Raw genomic sequence first — 19849 nt, 5'->3', positions numbered from 1 at the left:
GTTTGATTATCCATTATCATACAACGAAATCTTTTTGTTCTTGGAATGCAAGTGTGAGGAAACAGATTTAAGAAAAACGATAAATTATTTAGTGTCATGCAAATTGATTTACCAAATTGGTAAATTTTACTCTTTGAAAAACGATCATTTTATCATCACTAGAAGAAATAAAGGTAATCAGAAAGCATTAGAACTGTTGGAGAAAGCAAAAGCTGTCGGACAATTACTCATCAAATTTCCTTATGTAAGGGGCATAGGAATTTCAGGATCTTTATCTAAAAATTTTGCAGATGAAAACTCTGATATCGATCTTTTTATCATCACCAAGAAAAACAGATTATGGATTGCCAGAACGTTAATGCATTTATTTAAAAAATTAACTTTTTTAGTAAATAAACAACATTACTACTGCATGAATTATTATATAGATGAAGAACAATTGGAGATTGTAGAGAAGAACATTTATACGGCTATAGAAGTGGTTACCCTAATTCCTTTGCAGGGCGATGGTGCATTTGCGTCTTTCTATTCGGCTAATGCCTGGACAAAAGATTATTTACCCAATAAAGTAATGCGGATTTCATCAGCAAAACCTAGCAAAAGACACATTTTAAAAAGTTGTGTAGAGTTTTTATGTAATAATGCAGTTGGCAGTTGGATAGAAAAAAGATTAATGAAAATCACTGCAAAGCGATGGAATAAAAAAACACAGTTGAGAAAATTAAATTCTAGAGGTACAATTATGGGGATGGCTGCAGATCAGCACTTTGCCAAGCCAGATCCTAAAAATTTCCAGATTAAACTTATTGAAAAATATCAATCTAAATTAGTACCGCTTTTAGCAATTCATGAAATAAAAGTAGGCTAAACTGTCGATCTTTTTTTGAGCGAAATAATATAATAATCACCAATACTTCTCCACGGCCAACTGTATTTTAATTTGTTTTCGAGCTTTACCAACCGTTGATAGATTTTTGGGTATTTCTCTGCAAAATGTTCAATATACGATGGTGGTACAATTGTACATAAGCCTTCAATACTGAGTACTTCAAAGTCAGTTTTCAAGTGTGTTTTTATAAATGAAGGATTGTAATACCAACATTTAAAATAAATTCCTTCCAAGTATGAAATTCTTCCGTTTGCGCTAAAAAATCTGCGAAAAGCAGTTTTAAACTTCCCTTTAAAGAGCAATAAAGTTTCCCACAAACAAAATTTAGGTAAAATGACTAAAGTGACTACCCCATCGTCTTTTAAAAGATCAGCAAAAGACGATGACACTACATCCAACTCTGCTGTACAATTTAACCCAGCAAAATTTGAATAAATAAGGTCGAATGGGCCTTTATTTTTTAACAACTCCAATTGCGTAAACGAACAAAGTTCGTTACTTACATTAGCTTCCTGTCTAGCCTCAATAACTTTTTCTTGAAGCTTAGTTTGCATTCCTACAGAAATATCGGTAGCATGTACTTTAAATCCATTTTGGGCAAAAAATAAGGCGTCTTCTCCAGTTCCACTATTCAATTCCAATAATTGTTTACCCGGTTTTACATATTGGAGAATATGATTTCTAACACGTTCTCTTTTATAGTTGATGATGGTATTATTGCTATAGAGTTCATCAAATATTTTGGACTGTTTGCTAAAAGCAGATTGGACAAGAAATTCATTTTCGGTAAGCACTTTTTCCATTAGATTTTTCCCTCCAATCTATCTAATTTTAATTTTGAGATAAAGGTTAAAGGACTGTAATAAAGAATTGAACAAGCTCTTTTCAAACTACTTCGATTAATGGCTAATGGATTTTTAAACAGTTTAAATACACTACTTTTTGCCAAATGCTTGTGATAATTCTGATGCACGTATGAATGTAATTGCTTGTAATAAGAAGCGGGAAAAGTGTTTTTGAACATGAGCGCCATTTCATCAGAATCCGTCCAATTCGTTTTACTTTTTAGCTCTGTTTTCACTCTTTCATAAAAAACAGTGCCTGGCAATGGATATGAAACGGATATTCCTATTTCAAATGGTAACAATTCATTAATCATTTGAATAGTCTGTTTAATATCTGCTTTAGTTTCTCCTGGATAACCAAATTGAATAAAAAAAGAAGGATTGATGCGGTATTTTTTCATTAAACCGGTCGCAATCTTAATTTGTTCAATGGTAATGCCTTTATCCATGGCATCCAATATTTTTTGTGAGCCGCTTTCTGCTCCAATCCATACGGTTTCACAGCCAGCTTCATGTAAAGCGGCAACCAATTCATCTTGCACTAACAAATCAGCTCTTGATTGGATTTTGAATCTAATTTTCAGATTTTCCCTTTTCAAAAGTGCTGCGAACTCTAGTACCCAACCAGGTTTTAGTCCAAAAATATCATCACAAAACCAAATGTGATCCATTTGAAAATTTTCTTTTAAATACTTGATTTCTTGCACTACATGTGCTGGGCTTCTCGAGTTATAGCGATTTCCATAAATGGGTTTTGCGCACCAATTGCATTTAAACGGACAGCCGCGTGTAGTACTGATATTGATAGAAAAGTAGTCTTTATTTTTAATCCAAATTTCCTTGTATTTCTTCATATCTACCAAATCCCATGCAGGTAATGGTAATGAATCTAAATCCTTAAGTACAGCCCTAGGCATGGTTTTATGCAATCCATCTTGTGTTTTAAAAGCTAACCCGTTTACCGTATCAAAAGCCGTACCTCCATATTTTAACAATGTAACTAGCTCCAACAAGGTGTGTTCTGCTTCCCCTAAAATCACAAAATCTGCGCCTTCATTAAGGTAATCTGCAAATCGATCTGTCGAATCTGAGCTTGAAACAATAACTGTACAACCTTGTGCTTTTGCCAGTTTGCACATTTCGAAAGCAGCCTCACGCATATTGGTAAGACACATTTTGGTCAGATAATTAAAACCATCATCATAAATTACAAAGAAATTGGGTTGTATTTTTTTAAGTTCTGGCAAAACTTCTAGTGCGCTTCCTGCAAACATCGTATCAAATAAGTATACTTGATAACCATTTTCTCGCATCAAGGCGGCCGCATGTAAAGTACCCAGTGGTGAATATGGTTGTTCCAATGCCCACTGTTTAGGGTCGAATTTTGAAAAATAAGAATGTGTGAATAATATATCTTTCATAACTATCCTATTTTAGCCAATGGCGAAAGATTTAAAGCACAAACACATTTAACACAGGTCGGATTTGTTTCTATAGAAAGTGATTTTCTAAAGGATAATGCCTTTTTACTATTCAATATCTCTGTTAACGATGAATCACGAATATTCCCAATGGTTTCATGAAAGAAGCAAGGTTTTACGCTTCCATCAGCTTCTATTACTGTTGATACCCATGGTGCATTACATTTCTTAAAAGGAAAATCATTGAGCCCATAAAAGGCAGCATAATACAAATAGATATCATTAATTTTTGAAGGAGATTCTGCAATAAATCTAGATTTAAAATCATCTGAATGTTGCAACATCAATTGTTCGACAATCTTTTTCAATTCAAAAAGTTCATGATGGCTTGGCAAAATCTCATGCTGTTTAGGTTCGCTCCATGCTATTTGTCGATTAAATGCATGACTGCTTACATCCGCAGGTAAAAAACTAATCTGATCAATTCCGATAGCTTTAGCCGAATTGATTATCTCTTTCCAGTTTCTGAAATTTAGTCGATGAATTACCGTTCTCGCTGTAATGCGAAAAGTTGGATTAAGTTCATGGAGTAACTCAACACCTTCTTTTAATTTATTAAATGCACCATCAATATTTCTAATCGCATCATGTAAAAACTCATCCCCGTCAATCGAAACAATCAATTCATCTACCCATTTTAAAATTTCTGCAGCATGTTTTTTGATAGATAAACCAGTAGAAAGCAAAGTGATCTTTATTCCTTCTTTTTTAAGGATTTCACAAAGCGTAAAAAAATTGATGTTTAACAAAGCTTCACCTCCAGACATCAGTACTTCTTTTGTTCCAAATTTTCTGAGTGGTAAAATCAGCTCTTTCAAATCTGCAGTGGTTAATTGTTTCAGATTTTTATTGTCTTTCCAGATATCACACATTACACACCGACAATTACAAGCACTGTGAGGCATGAGAATCACAATTGGCAAAGCTGAAATTTTATCAGTTTGCAACGTACGATAGCGCTTTATAACATCAGTTAATGACATTTCATCAATTTTATTTAATGCAGATCCAATAAAATGGATTTTTAATAAACAGTCTATTTAACAGCAGTTTGGGATTGTAGATAACTTGGTAGTTAAAATTTGTTAATTCATCGAGTTGATGATGGAAGTAAAATTTGTCCATTTCAGGAAATCCCATTTTTGTAAAATAAAGTTGTGTTCTTTTCTTAGCTTCAATAGCAGTTATTGAATCATAAAAATTTGTATCTATTAGATGGATTTCGCCTTTTTTTAATAAATATTGTTTCGACTTAGCTATAATCTCTTGAATTGAAGGGAAATATTGAATAGAGGCTGCAAATAAGATAATATCAAATCTCATATCGCTCATAGCTTCAGTTGAAAAATTCAATGCTTTTAATTCTAAATTATCTTTTTTAAAAATCCTACTAGCTTGTTTGATTTCTTCACGATTAGTATCAATTCCAACCACATTTGTAAAATTAAGCTCAGCTATTTTTGAGCTCAACCATGCATTTCCGCAACCAATTTCTAATACTTTTAAGGGTCGGTTTTTCTTCTTCAAATAATTGATAAATCTCTCAGCTGATTGTCTTCTAATTTGCCATTCTTTGTAGTATACATGTGATTTTGGTACGTTAGGCAATATAGCCAACTCTTTATCCGTATAAATCCGCTGTTCTTTTTCTCTTAACGAAAGATAGGAAAATTCGAAAGAATTTAATCTATCATTCAAACTACGTACATGCGATATGTTATCTAAAACTTCCAATTAAAATCCTTGAATTTCAGGCTGACGATAACGCCAAATCTTTTGTAAAAGTTTAATCTCGTATGGATATTTATAAAGGCTTACCTTATATCGTAATCTTGCAACCAAACTGATGATCACTCGCTTCATTACATTCAACCTTATATCTGTAGCGGTTGGATAAACGCCATTCAACACCGTTTCGAAATTTCTAATTTTATTAATCATTTCGGGCGTAAGCCAAGGTGTTAACGGATTTTTACGAAGATCAAAGTTTTCCCATGCAGGACTAATCCAATCTTCTAATGTTTCAGGAAATTTAAATCCACTTGCTAATACTTGTTTAAATAATTCAGAGCCTTCTGTCGGCACAGGGCTATACGTATAAATTACAATTTCCGTTCTTGGATTTACATTTTTAACTTTTTTAATAAACTCAATTTCGAAATCAATTTGAGCTTGCACTTGTTCTTGAGTTGGTGCTGGAGTGCCTAAAACGAAAGAATATTCAGGAATGATATTGAACTTTTTTAACCGTTCTGCAAATTCGATAATCTGATTTCCAGTTTGTGTTCCACCTTTATCCAATTGTTCAAGTATAGAATCATTACCGCTTTCTGCACCAAAAAAGATAATCTTGCAACCTGCTTCACTAATTGCTGCCAAAGAAGAATCCTTAAATTTTGACATGGTATCTATTCTTGCCATCGCCCACCAAGTCATTTTTTCTGGAGCAATCAGTTTTGCAAATTCAACTGCTCGTTTTTCTGAAACGAAAAAATTATTGTCGTGGAATTCTATCGCATCTGCGCCCCAATTATCTTTAATGTATTTAATATCGTTATAAACTGTTTGCGCAGATTTCGCCTTCCATCTAGCTTCGAAAATTGGAACAACAGCACAGAAAGAACAGGTAAATGGACAACCAATACTTGAATGGTATGCCATTGTTTTTTCGCCAAGATAGGTTTTGCCTAAAAATTTCTGGAAAGGGTAAAAAGTTGCCAATTTATCGTAAGGTAATGCGGGCAACGTGTCCTGTTCCATTAAATCGTCTTTGGCAGTCTTAAAAATTTTCCCATCAACCGTTTTATAAATCAAGTTTTTAATAAACTCAAATGGTTTATCATTAGCTAATGCATCAATTAATAAAGGAAATGCATAATCGCCGGGACCGTTAATAATAAAATCCACATAACCTGAATACAATACTGCTTCTGGTTGACTAGATGGAAAATAGCCGCCCCAAATCATTTTCGTAAAAGGAAACTTGGCTTTAATTGCTTTCGAAAATGCAATGGCCTGTTTAAGCTGTGGACCAGGCATTACCGTAAAACCTAAATAATGATATTCTCCTATATTTAAATACTCTTCAAGCTTTGCTAACGCATCATTTTCAAAATTTCCATCTACTACAACCCAATCGTACTTGCCCTCAATTGAGGCTGCAATGCTTAAAATAGAATTCGGAATACGATGTTTATGATCGGCACTTTTAGGATTAAATAAGATAACTTTTTTCATGTATCCTGAACAAAAACTTCAACTTTGTTTTATTTGACTAACCTAATTTAAAATACGCCTGCATTTAACTAAAGGTTGCCTTGATGTTAAATTAAAAAACCATACATGAGCAACCTTAACATAAGAAAAAGCGTATTCTCTCTAAATCAGTTCAAATTCTTTGATGGCAATGATCGCTACACTTAAAAAATATATCAAACAAACATTTCTTCCATCTCAGATTAAGGAGAAAAATCCTGTGGAGGCTTATGATATTTGGGCTAAAAATTATGATGCACAACCTGGTAATTTGATGCTTGATGTTGATGAAACTACTTTGAATAAATTGCTAAAAAATGTGAGCATTACTGGTAAAAAGATTGCAGATATTGGTTGTGGCACAGGTAGGCATTGGGAGAAAATCTTAGCTAAAAATCCAGCTGATTTAGTGGGCTTTGATGTTTCTGAAGGAATGTTAACTCAATTGAAAGAGAAGTTTCCCCAAGCCAATGTGAAACGGATAACAGATGATCTTTTTAGTGACATTCCAAGTAAAAGCTACGATCTAATCATCTCTACGTTAACGTTGGCTCATATCAAAGATATTGTTCCTGCTCTAAATGCATGGGCAAGTATATTAAAAAACAAGAGCGATATTATCCTAACAGATTTCCATCCTAAAACGCTTGGATCTGGAGGAAAAAGAACTTTTATGTCTGAGAGCGGTTTGATTTCTGTTCAAAACTTTGTTCATTACATTGAAGCTATAAGATCAATTCTTGCTAAACATGGATTTTCGTTAATTGCCCAAGAGGAAATATACATTGACGAAACTTTTAAACATTATTACGAAAATAAGAACGCCTTAAAAGTATATGAAACCTATAAAGGTTTTCCCATTTTATATGGATTACATTTTAAACGACAATGATTCTTAAAGATGTAATACTTGTAGAAAATAGCCAAAAAGCAAGTATTCAAATCAAGGATGGCAAGATTTCAGCAGTTTTAATGGGTGAATTTAATGCTAATGATGAACCCCAGCTAAACTTTGAAGATGCGATTGCTTTTCCAGGATTAATTAACTCACACGATCATTTGGACTTCAATCTTTTTCCACAGTTTGGCGAAAAACTATATCAAAATTATACTGAATGGGGAAAGCAAATTCATCAAGATTATCCTAATGAGATTGCAGCTATCTTAAAAATCCCTAAATCATTAAGGGAACATTGGGGAATATATAAGAATTTAATTTGCGGTGTGACAACTGTTGTTAACCATGGACCAAAGGTTCAGCCTTCTGAAAAATTAATCAAAGTACTTGAGGGTGGGCAAAATTTACATTCTGTTCAATTCGATAAATGGTGGAAGGTTAAGTTAAATAATCCTTTTAAGGCGCATAAAAATGTAGTTATTCATGTTGGCGAAGGAGTTGATGAATCTGCTAAAAAGGAAATCGATACGCTTATTAAATGGAATTTACTTAAACGTAATTTAATAGGAATTCATGGAGTAGCTATGAACCCTCAACATTTTTTAGATTTTAAAGCCTTGATTTGGTGCCCACAATCCAATTATTTTTTGTTGAACACAACTGCCCGAATAAATTTGATAAAGAAGTTCAGACCAGTTTTATTTGGAACGGATTCTACATTAACTAGTAATTGGAACATTTGGGATCATTTAGATTTTGCTCGCAAGTTGAAAATGCTAAGTGATCAGGAACTTTACCATACGTTGAATAGTAATCCAGCTAAAATTTGGCAGCAATTAAGTGGTACGCTTGAAAAAGGTTATGTTGCTGATATAGTAATTGCTAAAAGAAAAAATAATCCAGATGCATTTGATGCCTTTTTTAAAACTCAACCTGCTGACTTATTATTGGTGATGAGTAAAGGAAAAATCATACTCTTTGATGAAAGTTTAGTACCACAGCTAGAAAATTTAGTGAATACAAACTATCAAAAAATAAGGGTTAATGGTAGTTTAAAATATGTATTTGGCAATCTACATGAGCTAATAGCACAGATTAAACACTATCAACCAAGTGCTCAATTTCCAATCGAAATTATTCCCTCTTAGTTTATGCGTATTGTTTTTGCTGCTTATGAGTATACTAAAGAATTTAATCATCCAGTTAAATGGCTGGAGCGAATTAGTGCCTTTACGGGAATACTTTCTGCACTAGCTAAAACAAATGAAGTACACTCTATTCAACAAATTAATTTTGAGGGTTCACACAATTTAGAAGGTGTTGATTATCATTTTAAACAGTATAATGAAGTAGCACTCCGATTTTTTCCGCATAAATTAAATTTATATCTCAAAAATCTTAAACCAGATGTAATTATAATTCAAGGTTTACATTGCCCTTTGCGAGTTATTCAACTTCGGTTAATTTTAGGTTCGAAAGTGAAAATTATCTTACAACATCGGGCTGAAAAACCTTTTAGAGGTTATAAAAAAGTTTTTCAGCAATTGGCAGATCGATGTGTAAATGCTTATTTGTTTGGCTCAATAGCTTTAGGCATGGAATGGGTAAAGTTTGAAAACTTAAAAACTGCAGGAAAAATATACGAAGTTGCTGGATTGTCTTCTCGATTTTATCCTATTGAGAAAAAAATAGCTAAACAACACATTGATGTTTCTAGAAATCCAATTTATTTGTGGGTTGGAAGGCTCAATGAAAATAAAAACCCATTAACTGTAGTAGACGCTTTTTTAAGATTTACTGAACTAAACCCGAATGCTCAGCTTTACATGGGTTATCAGACTACAGAACTATTGTCTGAAATAGAAAAGAGACTGATTAATCAGCCCAATGGGAAAAACGTTGTTTTAGTTGGAAATATTGAACACAATGATTTGTTGTATTGGTTTAATGCTGCTGATTTTCTTATTTCGGGTTCTTATTATGAGGGCGGTGGCACTGTAATTAGCGAGGCGATGTCGGCGGGTTGTGTTCCAATTGTGACTGCAATTCCATCTTTTAAAATGTTAACCAATAATGGCGATTGTGGTTTTTTATATCAAGCAGGAAATACAGACGAGCTATTAAAAATCTTAATTTCTACACAGCACTTAAATCTGCCTGAAGAAAGAGAAAAGTGTTTAGCTTTTTTTAAAGCTCATCTTTCTTTTGATGCCATTGGGAATAAAATTCAGGAAATTGCATTGGCTTTGTAGGCATATAATTGCAAAATAGCTGTCGCCGTTGTTGAAACAGAAAAGGGCATTATTCGTTTGTATGTATAATCTGGATTACTTAAAGTAGCTTTGATCATTGTAACCATTTCATCACTACTATTTACATGAAACCAGTTTTCAATTTCTTGATGCATGGGTTTAACAAAGCTTATCACTTTTGCTCCTGCATAAAGTGCTTCCAAATTTACCATCCCGAAACCTTCATAGTTCGAGGTATGCAATAGTATTTTTGATTTAGCCATTAGTTGTAATACTTCTGAATGTGGTAGCTCATCACTTAAAGAGACATTAGCGCTTAAATTCCATTCTTTTATTAATTTCTCGAGTTTATTCATTTCTGGGCCTGCTCCACAGATGCATGCTCTGATAGTCGGGAAATCTACTACAAGTTGTTTAATAACTGCTAAGAATAGATCGTATTGTTTCAGTGGAATTAAAGATCCAACACCTAAAATATCAATATCTCTTTCGTTTAGTTCATTGGTAAACCTATTGGTATTTATCCCGATAGGAATAATATGTTTTGGCATTATTTGGTAATTGGAATAGAATTCATCTGCTATAAAATCTGAAATAGCAATGAGTGATAGTCCTTTTGGTTTAATCAGTTTTACAAATTTATTGCCCTTTTTTGCGTCTTGCCCTTGTAACCAACAAAAGTGTTGAATGCGATATCTTTTTGCTAACAGGTTTGCAATGAATGCACTTCTATCTAACCAGAGGCTTAGTAAACCAACAATATTAAATTCTTGGTGTAGTTTTTTAAATCTTACCCAGGTCTGAATGAAGGTGTATGCTCTAAAAAGTTTGCTTTTATTTCCTCCGCCAAATGAGATTACGGTTATGCCATTCCATTGATAGGTTTCGGAGGAAAAAGGATACCGAAGCGATAGAACAATAATGGTTAATGATGGATCTGCTTGTTGAAAAGCTTTAAGGGCTATTTGTATAGGTGGTAAGCATGTGGTATCGTCCTCGTTTTTAGGGAAACCAGGTGTAATTACTACCAGTGCTTTAGGCTTATTCATCACCAATGGGGATAATTTTATTACAAAAGGTTAACCCAAGTTCATCATGTGTAATGAGCATAATGATTTTACCAGTTTTAGCTAATGCTACTAATTTGTTTAAGATCCGTTTTTCTGAAACCTCATCCATTTCGTTAAATGGTTCATCTAAAATGAGTAAGTCAAAATCATGGTATAATGCTCTTGCCAAAATAATTCGCTGACGTTGTCCGCCGCTTATATTTTTACCGTTTTCTGTTACTATTTGATGAATACCTTTAGGATATTGGTTTAATAGGTTAGCTAAGCCACAAAACTCAACTACTTCAGCCAATTTAATTTCATTAACTGTGTTAGAAAGACAAATGTTGTTAGCTATGGTATCGTTAAAAATAAATTGTTGTTGTTTCACATATGAAATTCTATTCCAAAAGCTTTGCCTTGTTGCTTCATCCGCAGTTGCGTAATTGAAAGAAATAGAACCAGCATTAGGTGCTAAAAAACCTACTAAAAGATGAATAATTGTGGTTTTTCCTGCTCCTGATTTTCCAGTAACTCCTACAAAATCTCCTGCGTTAATTTCGAAGGACATTTTTTTGATGGGTTGCTGGTTTCCATATTGGAACTTTACTTCTTCAAATCTGATCATCTCTATAGATGTGTGTTTTGCACTTGATTTTTGTTTTGGAGTTGATCCTGGCAATAAATCTGTTAAGGTAAAATCGTATGCTTTAATTTGACCAACGCTACTTAGAATTTTGACAATTCCGGGGATAATTTTATAGGCTGCTGCCATGAAAATTCCAATCTCTAGTAGGTTAATGTTTAATGAAGGGCTGGCAAATTTATTTACTGCTAATAGTATTAGAAAGCCTAGAATTGCGAAGACTTCTATCATTCTTGCTGGTAAACTTTGTAGTGCTTGTTGGGTAGCGATGTTGGTGTTTAATTTTTTTTGATGTGTGTAATATCTGTCGATAAAGAAATCTGCGCTGTTATAAATATTGTTTTCTACATATCCCGCTAGGGATTCTTGAAGGTGTTGTAATGCTTTTTCACTGGTTACTTTAATCTCTCCTCGAATGTTTTTTAATCTTAATCTGATGAAATAACCTAGGCCTACAACGGGGGGCAATAGTAACAAAAATAGCAATAGAAATAAACTGGGGTGATAGGTTAAAATAGCAACGATAGTAAAGAAAATCAGGATGCCTTGTGAAATAACTTGTTGCAGGTTTACCAAAATATAATTACTAAACTCAACAGGTTGCTGACTTATTTTTCTGATTTGTGCGGCTGAACCAATATTTACAAATTGGCTGTAATTCTCGTTGATGTAATGTTTGATGTTTCTTTTCGATAGTCTCGAAGCAACGTTAAAGAAAAAATGTCTTTGTAGGGAAGAAACATAATAACCAAACCAGTTTTTGATACTGAATAGTAGGAAAAAAATAACAATGAGTACTAAAGAATTGGAGGTGCCGAAGTAGGTATTGTGAAAGATGTTTTTTTCGGTATTGCTTTTGGTATAAAAATCTATTACTAATAACATTAAGCCCAAAAACGCAATATCTAATATCCCTATCATCAGATCAAATACAATGAGTTTGATCATTCTTATTCTTTCTTTTGAGGTAAGAATAGCTAAGATCGCAGGCATTATCCGTTTCAAGATTTTAAGGGATGAGCAAATTTTTTATAAATGATAGCCGCTGTGTCTTTCAAGATTTTCATGTCTAAAAAAATTGACCAGTTATTGATGTAGTGAATATCGTATTCGATTTTCTTTTCTAATTCTCCTTGTTTTACCATTGGACCGTGGTAGCCTAATGATTGCGCCAGACCTGTTATTCCTGGTTTTACGGCATGTCGTTTATGGTAAAAGGTATATAGTTGGCTGTACTTGATGTTTTCTACAGACATGTGTGGTCGGGGTCCGATTATGGACATATCTCCTATTAGCACATTAATTAATTGTGGGAGTTCGTCGATGTAGCTTCTTCTTAAGAATTTACCTAGGGAAGTAATTCTTTTATCGTTTACTGTTGCTGTTAAGGTATCTGATTGTGTGTTTACAACCATTGTTCTAAACTTTAGGCAGTAAAAAAATCTTCCGTCTTTTTTATTTCTTTTCTGAACGAAAAATACTGGTCCGGCAGAATCTATTTTAATGAGTATGGCTAAAATTGGAACTAACCAGGAGAGCAGAAATACGATTGCGGTAGTAGAAATGAGTAAGTCTACCAGGCGTTTAGCTATTCTATTTTGGGTTTTAAACAATGGTGAACAATTGATACTGGTTATTACTCTAAAACTTACTACTTCTGTACTAACTGAAGCAGCATGACTTGAGCCATTGATGTATCTCTGATCGTAAGGTTCTTTTAATTTGAGTAGACTATTGTTCATTAACTGTATCTCATCTTAAGTTGATATCAGTAATACGGATGGAGTTTTATTTTAGTTGCCTTGGGTAAATAGAAAATAAATAATATTTGTTATCCCAAACAGAGCGGATGTCATTTCAAGCATGGGTATCATTGTTCAAAGTTCCAGTTACCTGATAAAAAGAACTACCAGAACGTTTAAAAACATTTGCAATTTCTGGTACCGGACAAGCAAAGCAGAAAGCCAACCATTCTCCTGTCATTTGAGTACGGTCTTTCATCTGATTAAAGGAAGTATAATCAATTGCGGCTTCTGGAGCTAAATTCAATACAATTACAGGCACTTTTGCTCTACTATAGGAAAACCGTTGACGACAAGGCATAAGTGGTTACATATAAAAAGATTAAATCAACATCTTGTTTTCTGAATTCATGACCTGTTTCAAAAGATTTCTCAGGAGTATCAATTAACCTAAATTGATTATATCTGCCCCGTAACTACCTAAGCGTTCCTCTACAATAGATACATATCCTTTTAAGCGTTCTTCCAACCCCTCGAATTGACTCCAATAGGCTTCCAGCCCAATTCCAAAAAGACCTATTTTTAATTTATAGTGTTGCATAAGTTAGTATTGTTATTATTCTAGTTTTTTAATCAATCAGCTTTAAAACTGAATAAAATAGATGGTTCAGCCGTCATGTACTGTCATGACTTTTATCCTACACAATTTAAGTAATTATACTGAAACGTATTGTCACGGCCTGAACAACTTAAGCAAAAGCGCTATTAAGTATCAACAAATCAAAAGCAGTCTGTATTCATCCTCATTTTCCATCGGTGCTCGATGAACACATGGTAATGCCTGTTGTTCAGGATGGTCTACTGCCAATTTCCACAGATGACCTACGCCTAAATTTATAGGATTGGCATTGGGTTTAGGTCGATAGTGCAGATCGAAAAAATATTCCTTCAAAAAGGTTTCAAATTCAGCTGCTGGACCATCGTATACCTCTTGCAGTTTTTGCTTGATTTCAGGAATTAAAACTTGCTGTTCTGCCTGATGATTAGGTAAGATATCACTTGCAGCTCCGTAATAGGTGCATAAAAAAGTGTCGACAGCAATAGGTGAACGATCTACGTGATAGGAATATACATCAGTTGAAATGAAATCGAATTCCTCATCGCGTTCGTAGCTTTTGAGTAAATTGAGAGCGGGCGATGCTCCCAAATCTGTCAATAAATTAAAGTCATTTAGGATAATTTCTCTGGCTACATTCCCTTGCTCTGATAGTGATAAGGCTAAAAGATCCTCGATAGAAACAGCTGTGACGTTTTCTTTTAATTGAAGCTTAGCAACAATTTCATTAAAATCTCCAACTAAATTCCTGTGCCAACAAATTGCATTCATTGCACCCTGAAACCCCGTATCTATCAATTCATCAAATGTTGAAACCAGTTTAATTTGATTGTTATCGGAGAATTTGCTGTTCATATTAAATTAAACAATTTTAGCTAATCAATTTAAGAACAGCAAGTAGAATTATAATAGAAAGCAACATTTGTTTTGTCATCCAGAGCGTAGCGAAGGATCTATTTGTTTTTAGCTCGCCACCGCTCTGGCTCTTTCTTTTCTCTTGATAGAAAAGAAACAAAAGATCAAGGCTGTGTATCATCTCTCGGATTAAGCGATCAAAACTTTTAGGGCGACAGAAAAAGGTTCAATGAAGGATTGAACTGCTTTCTGTCTTGAATAGTAGTTTTTGAACGTGTTTGCACAAGTTTTAATGCTTTCTCCTTCGGGATGCTACAAGGCCGATCCTAGTTCTTGGTGGTGAGTTGTAGCTTGGGAAAGGTTGTAAAGCGGTTCATTCTACCTATTTACCATAATGCTTTCTATATTTCCACCATCTCTTGTCATCCTGAGTGTAATTGAAGGATGTATATATTTTATGTTATTATCTGGGTCTTACCAAGTTTTTACTTTGTTCTGCAAAATTTAAATTTCGAGCATAATGATAACAACAAAACCTAATCATCAGATGAAGAACTAAGGTTTCTTCGAATATTCTTAGTCTAGCTCAGCACCTTTCCAAAAATCCCACCTTCGTCACATTTTTTAAGCTGTTTATCACATTTAATTTGGAAGAATAAAAAAAGTACGTATACTTGTGTACTATTTAACTAATACACTAACTTTAACACAAGTATATGAAACCACTATTACTTTTAATTTGTTGCCTTTTCTTAAGTTTAGGCGCAAGGAGCCAGACTAATCAGACTTTACAAATTAGCGGCAAAATAACAGATTCAGTAGCTCAAAAACCAATCAGTTTTGCTACTGTTCTACTTAAAAACGACAAAAAGGTTCAAGTAAAATCGGTTGTATCGGCAAAGGATGGTTCTTTTGCACTTACAGGTTTAACAGCCGGAAATTACGGACTTGTTATTGTCTATGTAGGTTACCAAACCAAAACGATCCCAGTAGCGTTAGGTACTACTTCAAAAAATTTAAACCCTATTTCTTTAATCCCATCTCCTACTCAGCTTAAGGGTGTAACGGTTACTGGAGATCGTCCGCTTATTAAACAAGAAATTGATCGTATTTCTTATGACGTTAAGGCTGATCCAGAAAGCAAAGTAAATAACGTTTTAGAAATGATGCGCAAAGTACCAATGCTATCTGTTGATGGAGACGACAACATACAACTACAAGGAAATAGCAACTATAAGATTTTAATTAATGGAAGGCCATCTGGAATGATGGAGCGAAACCCAAAAGATATTTTAAAAAGCATGCCTGCTTCTAGTATTGAGCGAATAGAAGTAATCACCACTCCGCCTGCAAAATATGATGGAGAAGGATTAGCAGGAATTATTAATATCATTACCTATAAGAAAGCCGATAATGGCACTAATGGTACTGTTAATGTAAGTGAGCGTTTCCCTGTTGGTGGCCCTGGTATTGGTGGCACATTTACAGCTAAGGCTGGAAAATTTGGAATTGCAACGAATGCTGGTGGAAGCTTAAACAGTACTCCACAATTAAATAATACTATTTTAAGACTTACTCAAGAAAATAATCCGACTAAGCTATTTCAAACTGGTACCAGTGATTTTTCTGGGAAAAGTGGATATGTGGGAGCAGAATTGAGTTATGAGATTGATAGTTTGAATTTAATTTCTGGACAGTTAAATTATAATGCCAATTCGAATGAAAGCTTAAGCACGCAAAATTCTATCCTTAACAATACAACTTCATTGATCCAAAGTTATGGCCTTAGCAATAGTTTAGAAGGTTCTGGAGATGGTTTTGATGCCGCTTTGAACTATCAGTTAGGGTTTAAAAAAGATAAAAATAGATTATTAACTTTCTCCTATCGTTACTATCAATTTAGTAATAATCAGTTTAACAATGTTGGTGTATTTAACCCGGTTGCCTATCCTGAGCCTAATTATAAACAAGACAATACAGGTGGTTCTGTAGAGCAAACCGTTCAGGTAGATTATGTGCATCCATTTAAAAAAGTAGTGATGGAAGCAGGTATCAAAGCTATTTTTAGAGATAATAGCAGTGATTTCGAGTATTTATCGTTAAACTCTTCAGGAAATTATATACTTGATCCATTAAGAACAAATGTTTTTGATAATCAGCAAAATGTATATGCGGCATACAATACCTATCAATTTACTATCAAAAAATGGGGTGTTAAAGCTGGAGTTCGATTAGAACAGACCCAAATTGATGCAAATTCATCTGGTACAATCCTAGATAAAAATTCTTTAAATTTAATTCCTTCCATTTCTGTTAACCGTAAATTTAAAGAGAGCAGTATCAATTTCGGTTTTACTTCTAGAATACAACGTCCTGGTATCAATCAATTGAATCCATTTGTTGATCGTTCTAATCCAAACTTTACCTCATCAGGAAATCCTGATTTAAAGGCAATGAAAGGACATAGCATTGAGGTTAGTTATAGCCGATTTAAAAAATTAGCCATCAATATAGGTATACGTGCACTTAGAGGTACCAATATTATTATGCCAAGTGCTATAACAGTAGGCACTGTTACGCAGAATAGTTATGCAAACACGGGTACTGCTACTTTAATAGGGTTAAATCTTAATTTGAACTATCCATTTAATAACAAATTAAGGGGAGTTCTTGGCGCCATGGCGAATTATGGTATGGTAACAGCTGAAATTAATGGCGTAGACATAGAGAAAAAAGGATTAATGAGACGTGCTTTTACTTCATTAACGTTTCGTCCAACTAAAACTTGGCAAGCTAGCGGAAGTGTGAATTATAATGGCCCTAACCTATCTATCCAAGGTACTTCAAACTCTTTTGTTTTCTATTCATTTAGTGTGAATAAAGACTTCTTAGATAACAAACTTTCACTTTCATTTGCTGCTAATAATGCCTTTAGTAAGTACAGAGATAATATTAGATATATCAACGGAACCGGCTTTACTCAAGAGAATTACAGTCAAAATTATCAGCGTAATTTTACCACAAGCTTAAATTACCGCTTCGGTAGATTGAAAGATAGCATTAAGAAAAACAAAAAAGGAATTAACAACAACGACGTTTCTGAAGGTACAAGTTTGTAGTGGAGGGCTTGGAGCGTTGAACGGAAAATAGGCGCTCCAAGCTTTTACTCAATTAAGCTGATTTTTATTTAGTTTATAAGCTTCTTTTTTAAAAAATAAAAATATTAAATGAGTCACTTTTGGGCAAAAGATGTGACCTCTTTTGGAATAACCCCCATATTAAATACTATTTACGATTTATTTACAAAATTTACATTTTTATTTACAATCGAAATCATTCAATCCGAAAAATATCAAACTAGATTCGCTTAATCAATTTGAAAGGATATGAAACATATGAAAAAAACAATCTATGTGCTGATCTTACCGCTGGTTGTGGTGAGCGGACTAGTATTTGCTAATCGCGAAATTAAAAATGAAACCAAGCCATCCTCAAAGCCCTTGTCTATTGCTGACAGGAAAGCCCGCCTAGTGGATGACAAGAAAAAATGGGAGGCTTCTCCTGAAGGTATAAAGTATAAAGAATGGGAGGTTTCTCCTGAAGGTAAAAAGGTACATGCCAGTCATGATAAAATAAGGAAGTACATAAAGGCTTTCACCAATATGGAGGCCGTGGTAACCTCTGTTACTTTTCAGCGCAGCGGGAAATCATCAGGAATAAAATGGCTTATCGTCAGGATTGATGGCGAAGAATACATGATGCAATTTACTCCTAAGGAATTTGAGCAGTTAAATGACCTGAAGGTTAACGACAAAATTAGTGTAAGAAGCCACAGCGCAGGGTATTCGCCTAATCATCCATATTTAATAGTATCGGGCGACTATATTGCGCAAAATAATAAGGTGCTTTTTAAACGTGACTTTAGCAAAAATAACCGTTGTTAAGGATTAGGGGTCTCGTGATTAGCGACAAAGACAATTAAAACCAACTAAACCGAAACCCTTTCTGTAAGGTCTTCTTCGAGTCTGCTTCGGGTCTCCTTCGAGACTTGTTCGAGGAAGGGGCTGTTTTCTCGAACAAGACCCGAACAAGACCTTAACAATACCCAATGAAATGGGTAGTTACCAAAAGCTCAATTAGGGTAGTAAAGCCTGTGGACTGCTTATTTTCGTTTAAGTTAATTTTGTTTTTCATAGCTGTAGGTTGTGAATAAAAACCTAAATTAGCTTTACTAAAGCCCGTACCAAACCACTACCAATTGTTAAAAACAATTACCGAGTTGTTTCTTACGCTAATATTAGAGCAGAGCGAAGAAATTGAGGATAGTACGTTGGAGAAAGTGGCGAAGGTGTTAGGGCTTTCGGCTGAAGCGATTAAAAACTTCAATGAAGAGACAGTATTCAACATTATTGGTAATACATATCTTGATAATTCAGCATCATTGAACTTCCAATGCACATTTAATCCTTTAGAAAAGTTAATGCAGGCTTTAGACGCTAATAAAGAACTTTATGAAAGGTTGTCGGCTAGTGAGCGAGAGAAAGTTGAAATTTTGAAGGGGAATAACGCCTAATCTGTAAACCTATTTCGGAACGAGACAGAACGATTTGTACTATTCCTTTTTGTCAACATGGGAAAGCACATAGTAGATATTGCCGCGATCAGTTTTTTCAAGAGCAATCCCAATCGAAATTCTTTTTCTACCAACATCCCATATGCAAGATTCGAATACCTTACCATCTTTCATTTTTTTCTGTACCGGATATCCCCTATCTTCTTTTGGAGCACCATAAGTAGCCATAAAATATCGCTTAAGCAACTCCATTCTTTCAAATAATTTATCATCAAATCTTAGGTTATGAAAAGTGGCCATATCAATCATGTAAACTTTGTTAAGCCCTCCAATCTCATCAAAATACGAACTTATAATATGTTTATTACCGCCTAATTCAACAAGGGAATCTGGGAACAAGAGATTAAATTCTTTTTCTGTAATACCAAAATTAGCGTTGCCAATCGCGATATTTTCAGTCGCCTTTATCAGGCTATCTGTGAGTACTTTTTTTCTGTTAGTACTAGATTGTTGGCACGAAGAAAAAAATGTCAGCAGGAAAATTAGCTTAAGCGTAAAAAAGGATATATTTTTCATTCTCATCGTTTAAAAATACTGATTTTATGAGATGATTTGTTAAAATCGGACTTAATAAGAAAAAGCTTCCCTTATGGGAAGCTTTTTCTTATTTGTACACCCGGAAAACTTTAATTTGATGAATTTGATTTCAGATTTACAGCGGTTTTCGGCTTTAGGAAAGCCTAAAAGC

The 19849-nt window shown here is 34.1% G+C and carries 19 protein-coding genes; 7 read left to right on the top strand and 12 right to left on the bottom strand.

Annotation, left to right across the window (positions count from 1 at the left end; all coding sequences use genetic code 11):
• Positions 1 to 133: 133 nt before the first annotated feature.
• Positions 134 to 868: a nucleotidyltransferase domain-containing protein gene (locus tag GM921_RS04100; protein ID WP_182921335.1), complete on the top strand. Its 735-nt coding sequence runs from the start codon at positions 134 to 136 to the stop codon at positions 866 to 868.
• Here the strand turns inward: GM921_RS04100 and GM921_RS04095 are convergent.
• From GM921_RS04095 to GM921_RS04075, 5 genes are read right to left on the bottom strand one after another with little or no spacing between them, the layout of a single operon-like run.
• Positions 865 to 1692: a class I SAM-dependent methyltransferase gene (locus tag GM921_RS04095; RefSeq protein WP_182921334.1), complete on the bottom strand. Its 828-nt coding sequence runs from the start codon at positions 1690 to 1692 to the stop codon at positions 865 to 867. The genes GM921_RS04100 and GM921_RS04095 overlap by 4 nt on opposite strands.
• On the bottom strand, positions 1692 to 3155 hold the full coding sequence (locus tag GM921_RS04090) for a B12-binding domain-containing radical SAM protein (RefSeq protein WP_182921333.1): 1464 nt from the start codon (positions 3153 to 3155) through the stop codon (positions 1692 to 1694). The genes GM921_RS04095 and GM921_RS04090 overlap by 1 nt, the downstream gene beginning before the upstream one ends.
• A gap of 2 nt (positions 3156 to 3157) precedes the next feature.
• The gene (locus GM921_RS04085; protein WP_182921332.1) at positions 3158 to 4198 is read right to left on the bottom strand and encodes a radical SAM protein; all 1041 of its coding nucleotides are present in this window, start codon (positions 4196 to 4198) and stop codon (positions 3158 to 3160) included.
• 10 nt (positions 4199 to 4208) lie between these two features.
• Positions 4209 to 4949: a class I SAM-dependent methyltransferase gene (locus GM921_RS04080; protein WP_182921331.1), complete on the bottom strand. Its 741-nt coding sequence runs from the start codon at positions 4947 to 4949 to the stop codon at positions 4209 to 4211.
• Positions 4950 to 6452 (bottom strand): B12-binding domain-containing radical SAM protein, encoded by a 1503-nt coding sequence (locus tag GM921_RS04075; RefSeq protein ID WP_182921330.1) that lies wholly within the window; start codon positions 6450 to 6452, stop codon positions 4950 to 4952.
• Between the two features lie 169 nt (positions 6453 to 6621).
• Between GM921_RS04075 and GM921_RS04070 the strand changes: the two genes are divergently transcribed.
• The 3 genes from GM921_RS04070 to GM921_RS04060 are packed head-to-tail and all read left to right on the top strand — an operon-like array spanning position 6622 to position 9620.
• Entirely contained in the window at positions 6622 to 7362 is a 741-nt protein-coding gene (locus GM921_RS04070) for a class I SAM-dependent methyltransferase (RefSeq protein WP_182921329.1), read from the top strand.
• The gene (locus GM921_RS04065; protein ID WP_182921328.1) at positions 7359 to 8516 is read left to right on the top strand and encodes an amidohydrolase family protein; all 1158 of its coding nucleotides are present in this window, start codon (positions 7359 to 7361) and stop codon (positions 8514 to 8516) included. Before GM921_RS04070 ends, GM921_RS04065 begins: the two co-directional genes overlap by 4 nt.
• 3 nt (positions 8517 to 8519) lie before the next feature.
• Positions 8520 to 9620 carry a glycosyltransferase family 4 protein gene (locus GM921_RS04060; RefSeq protein ID WP_182921327.1) on the top strand — a complete coding sequence of 367 codons (1101 nt, stop codon included), beginning with the start codon at positions 8520 to 8522 and terminating at the stop codon, positions 9618 to 9620.
• On the opposite strand, the gene GM921_RS04055 is transcribed toward GM921_RS04060, so the two are convergent.
• The 6 genes from GM921_RS04055 to GM921_RS04035 all read right to left on the bottom strand — a co-directional run bounded on the left by GM921_RS04055 (position 9596) and on the right by GM921_RS04035 (position 14528).
• Complete coding sequence (locus tag GM921_RS04055; RefSeq protein WP_182921326.1) at positions 9596 to 10669, bottom strand: glycosyltransferase family 4 protein; 1074 nt, start codon at positions 10667 to 10669, stop codon at positions 9596 to 9598. The two genes, GM921_RS04060 and GM921_RS04055, sit on opposite strands and share 25 nt — an antisense overlap.
• Positions 10662 to 12263 (bottom strand): ATP-binding cassette domain-containing protein, encoded by a 1602-nt coding sequence (locus tag GM921_RS04050; protein ID WP_182921325.1) that lies wholly within the window; start codon positions 12261 to 12263, stop codon positions 10662 to 10664. The genes GM921_RS04055 and GM921_RS04050 overlap by 8 nt, the downstream gene beginning before the upstream one ends.
• A gap of 53 nt (positions 12264 to 12316) precedes the next feature.
• Positions 12317 to 13057: a sugar transferase gene (locus tag GM921_RS04045; protein WP_182921324.1), complete on the bottom strand. Its 741-nt coding sequence runs from the start codon at positions 13055 to 13057 to the stop codon at positions 12317 to 12319.
• Positions 13058 to 13172: 115 nt separating this feature from the next.
• Positions 13173 to 13418 carry a hypothetical protein gene (locus tag GM921_RS17435; protein ID WP_202985626.1) on the bottom strand — a complete coding sequence of 82 codons (246 nt, stop codon included), beginning with the start codon at positions 13416 to 13418 and terminating at the stop codon, positions 13173 to 13175.
• Positions 13419 to 13502: 84 nt separating this feature from the next.
• A complete protein-coding gene (locus GM921_RS17430) occupies positions 13503 to 13658 on the bottom strand; it encodes a hypothetical protein (RefSeq protein WP_202985625.1) in 156 nt (51 codons plus the stop codon).
• A 171-nt stretch (positions 13659 to 13829) separates the two neighbouring features.
• A complete protein-coding gene (locus tag GM921_RS04035; RefSeq protein WP_182921323.1) occupies positions 13830 to 14528 on the bottom strand; it encodes a DUF1826 domain-containing protein in 699 nt (232 codons plus the stop codon).
• Positions 14529 to 15244: 716 nt separating this feature from the next.
• Between GM921_RS04035 and GM921_RS04030 the strand changes: the two genes are divergently transcribed.
• The 3 genes from GM921_RS04030 to GM921_RS04020 all read left to right on the top strand — a co-directional run bounded on the left by GM921_RS04030 (position 15245) and on the right by GM921_RS04020 (position 19101).
• Positions 15245 to 17647, top strand: coding sequence for an outer membrane beta-barrel protein (locus GM921_RS04030; RefSeq protein ID WP_182921322.1), 2403 nt, complete (start codon positions 15245 to 15247; stop codon positions 17645 to 17647).
• 276 nt (positions 17648 to 17923) lie between these two features.
• Complete coding sequence (locus GM921_RS04025; RefSeq protein ID WP_182921321.1) at positions 17924 to 18472, top strand: hypothetical protein; 549 nt, start codon at positions 17924 to 17926, stop codon at positions 18470 to 18472.
• Positions 18473 to 18786: 314 nt separating this feature from the next.
• Positions 18787 to 19101: a hypothetical protein gene (locus GM921_RS04020; RefSeq protein WP_182921320.1), complete on the top strand. Its 315-nt coding sequence runs from the start codon at positions 18787 to 18789 to the stop codon at positions 19099 to 19101.
• 39 nt (positions 19102 to 19140) lie between these two features.
• Here GM921_RS04020 and GM921_RS04015 read toward each other — a convergent pair whose 3' ends face one another.
• Complete coding sequence (locus GM921_RS04015; protein ID WP_182921319.1) at positions 19141 to 19677, bottom strand: hypothetical protein; 537 nt, start codon at positions 19675 to 19677, stop codon at positions 19141 to 19143.
• Positions 19678 to 19849 lie beyond the last annotated feature (172 nt).

Source organism: Pedobacter planticolens (genome assembly GCF_014172375.1).
Taxonomy (GTDB): Bacteria; Bacteroidota; Bacteroidia; order Sphingobacteriales; family Sphingobacteriaceae; genus Pedobacter; species Pedobacter planticolens.
This window is presented reverse-complemented; position numbering and strand designations above follow the sequence as displayed.

What these genes read in the sequence shown, in the direction of transcription:
- GM921_RS04015 (WP_182921319.1), bottom strand. Translation starts at nt 19,677, where the DNA reads ATGAAAAATATATCCTTTTTTACGCTTAAGCTAATTTTCCTGCTGACA.
- GM921_RS04030 (WP_182921322.1), top strand. Translation starts at nt 15,245, where the DNA reads ATGAAACCACTATTACTTTTAATTTGTTGCCTTTTCTTAAGTTTAGGC.
- GM921_RS04070 (WP_182921329.1), top strand. Translation starts at nt 6,622, where the DNA reads ATGATCGCTACACTTAAAAAATATATCAAACAAACATTTCTTCCATCT.
- GM921_RS17435 (WP_202985626.1), bottom strand. Translation starts at nt 13,418, where the DNA reads ATGCCTTGTCGTCAACGGTTTTCCTATAGTAGAGCAAAAGTGCCTGTA.
- GM921_RS04075 (WP_182921330.1), bottom strand. Translation starts at nt 6,452, where the DNA reads ATGAAAAAAGTTATCTTATTTAATCCTAAAAGTGCCGATCATAAACAT.
- GM921_RS04065 (WP_182921328.1), top strand. Translation starts at nt 7,359, where the DNA reads ATGATTCTTAAAGATGTAATACTTGTAGAAAATAGCCAAAAAGCAAGT.
- GM921_RS04050 (WP_182921325.1), bottom strand. Translation starts at nt 12,263, where the DNA reads ATGATCAAACTCATTGTATTTGATCTGATGATAGGGATATTAGATATT.
- GM921_RS04045 (WP_182921324.1), bottom strand. Translation starts at nt 13,057, where the DNA reads ATGAACAATAGTCTACTCAAATTAAAAGAACCTTACGATCAGAGATAC.
- GM921_RS17430 (WP_202985625.1), bottom strand. Translation starts at nt 13,658, where the DNA reads ATGCAACACTATAAATTAAAAATAGGTCTTTTTGGAATTGGGCTGGAA.
- GM921_RS04085 (WP_182921332.1), bottom strand. Translation starts at nt 4,198, where the DNA reads ATGTCATTAACTGATGTTATAAAGCGCTATCGTACGTTGCAAACTGAT.
- GM921_RS04055 (WP_182921326.1), bottom strand. Translation starts at nt 10,669, where the DNA reads ATGAATAAGCCTAAAGCACTGGTAGTAATTACACCTGGTTTCCCTAAA.
- GM921_RS04060 (WP_182921327.1), top strand. Translation starts at nt 8,520, where the DNA reads ATGCGTATTGTTTTTGCTGCTTATGAGTATACTAAAGAATTTAATCAT.
- GM921_RS04035 (WP_182921323.1), bottom strand. Translation starts at nt 14,528, where the DNA reads ATGAACAGCAAATTCTCCGATAACAATCAAATTAAACTGGTTTCAACA.
- GM921_RS04095 (WP_182921334.1), bottom strand. Translation starts at nt 1,692, where the DNA reads ATGGAAAAAGTGCTTACCGAAAATGAATTTCTTGTCCAATCTGCTTTT.
- GM921_RS04090 (WP_182921333.1), bottom strand. Translation starts at nt 3,155, where the DNA reads ATGAAAGATATATTATTCACACATTCTTATTTTTCAAAATTCGACCCT.
- GM921_RS04025 (WP_182921321.1), top strand. Translation starts at nt 17,924, where the DNA reads ATGAAAAAAACAATCTATGTGCTGATCTTACCGCTGGTTGTGGTGAGC.